The organism is Aeromonas sp. S11(2024) (assembly GCF_041402345.1).
In the GTDB taxonomy this organism is placed as follows: domain Bacteria; phylum Pseudomonadota; class Gammaproteobacteria; order Enterobacterales; family Aeromonadaceae; genus Aeromonas; species Aeromonas veronii.
In genome coordinates, this window is the sequence record NZ_JBGLRC010000059.1 from 1 (window position 1) to 1,587 (window position 1,587).

The 1,587-nt window shown below is 57.8% G+C and carries 1 protein-coding gene; it reads left to right on the top strand.

Features of this window, described 5'->3' with window-relative positions; all coding sequences use genetic code 11:
- The first annotated feature begins 229 nt into the window (after positions 1–229).
- Entirely contained in the window at positions 230–1,576 is a 1,347-nt protein-coding gene (locus tag ACB040_RS20705) for an IS110 family transposase (protein WP_371156324.1), read from the top strand.
- Positions 1,577–1,587: the final 11 nt, after the last annotated feature.

Below are 1,587 nucleotides of genomic sequence, written 5' to 3' on the forward strand. Positions count from 1 at the left end.
CTAAAAAACCGCCTCCCCGGCACTCCGTGGCCCATGGAATTAGAAACACGTCCACTACACTGATCTCACCGGACAGTGGTCGTTTGCTTTTTGGAGGCTTAGTCCCCGTCAAAAAACCTGACCCAGGGGAAGCTGCGGACCCGTGAGTGGTGGCACCTTGGTGACCCCGTTTAGGAATGTGATCGAATCCGAGTCCCCGTCCGGCACTATTTGTGATGGAGGGGTATTCATGAAAAAGCACAACACAGAACACGGTTTGCCGATCATCCATGCCCGCGCCGCGGGCATTGATATCGGTTCACGGTTCCATGTGGTTGCGGTGCCCACCGCGCTCGCCGAAGAACCAGTGCAAACCTTTCAGGCTTTCACGGCAGACCTGGAGCGTATGGCTGCTTGGTTGGTCGAGCTTGGGATCACTACCGTGGCAATGGAATCAACGGGTGTGTATTGGATACCCGTGTACGAGATCCTGGAGACCCATGGCTTACAGGTCATCTTGGCTAACGCCCGGGATGCCCGGGCCGTACCTGGGCGCAAAACTGACGTCAACGATGCGCAATGGATCCAGCGCCTGCATGCTTGCGGTCTACTGCGCGCCAGCTTCCATCCTGAGCGGGAGATCGCCGCGCTGCGCAGTTATCTGCGGCTACGTGAACGTCACCTCGATTACGCTGCGGCCCATATCCAGCACATGCAGAAGGCGCTAACTCACATGAACCTGCAATTGCAGCATGTGGTGAGTGACATCACCGGCGCCACCGGTATGCGGATCATCCGTGCCATTGTCGCAGGAGAGCGAAATGCCATGATGCTCGCCGCCATGCGCGACTTGCGCTGTCAGTCGAGCGTCGAAACCATCCAACGTGCGCTGGTTGGCAATTACCAGCCCGAGCATGTGTTTGCCTTGAGTCAGGCACTGGCCATGTATGACGCCTACCAGGCCCAGATTTCTCTCTGTGATGAGCAGATTGCCCAAAGCTTGCAACAACTCTCTCGTGGTAAGCCCCGTCCCAGCGAAGCGCTACCCAAGCCTCGCCACCGTACCCGGCAGCCGAACGCACTCAACTTTGATGTCCGCACCTTGCTCTATCAACTGGTCGGTATCGATCTGACCCAGATCCATGGCATTGGCCCTTACCTGGCACTGCGTCTGGTGGCCGAGTGTGGAACGGATCTGAGTCGCTGGCGAACGGCCCAACACTTCACCTCATGGCTGACACTGGCTCCGGGCTGCCGGATCAGTGGTGGCAAGGTACTGTCAGCTCATACTCGCAAGACCAAGAATCGAGTCACCGCCCACCTACGACTGGCAGCGGTGACCATCGGCAGAACAAATACAGCGCTGGGGGCATTCTACCGACGGTTGTCAGCGCGCATCGGCAAAGCGAAGGCGGTCACCGCCACGGCCCGCAAGATTGCGGTCTTGTTCTATAACGCCATGCGTTTTGGTATGGAATATCAGGATCCTGGCGCCGATCACTACGAGCAGCAGTACCGCGATCGGGTGGTCAAGGGATTGCACCGTCGGGCCGCCGAATTTGGTTTTATCCTACAGGCAATCGAGGGTGTTTCTTAGGAAGGCTACTG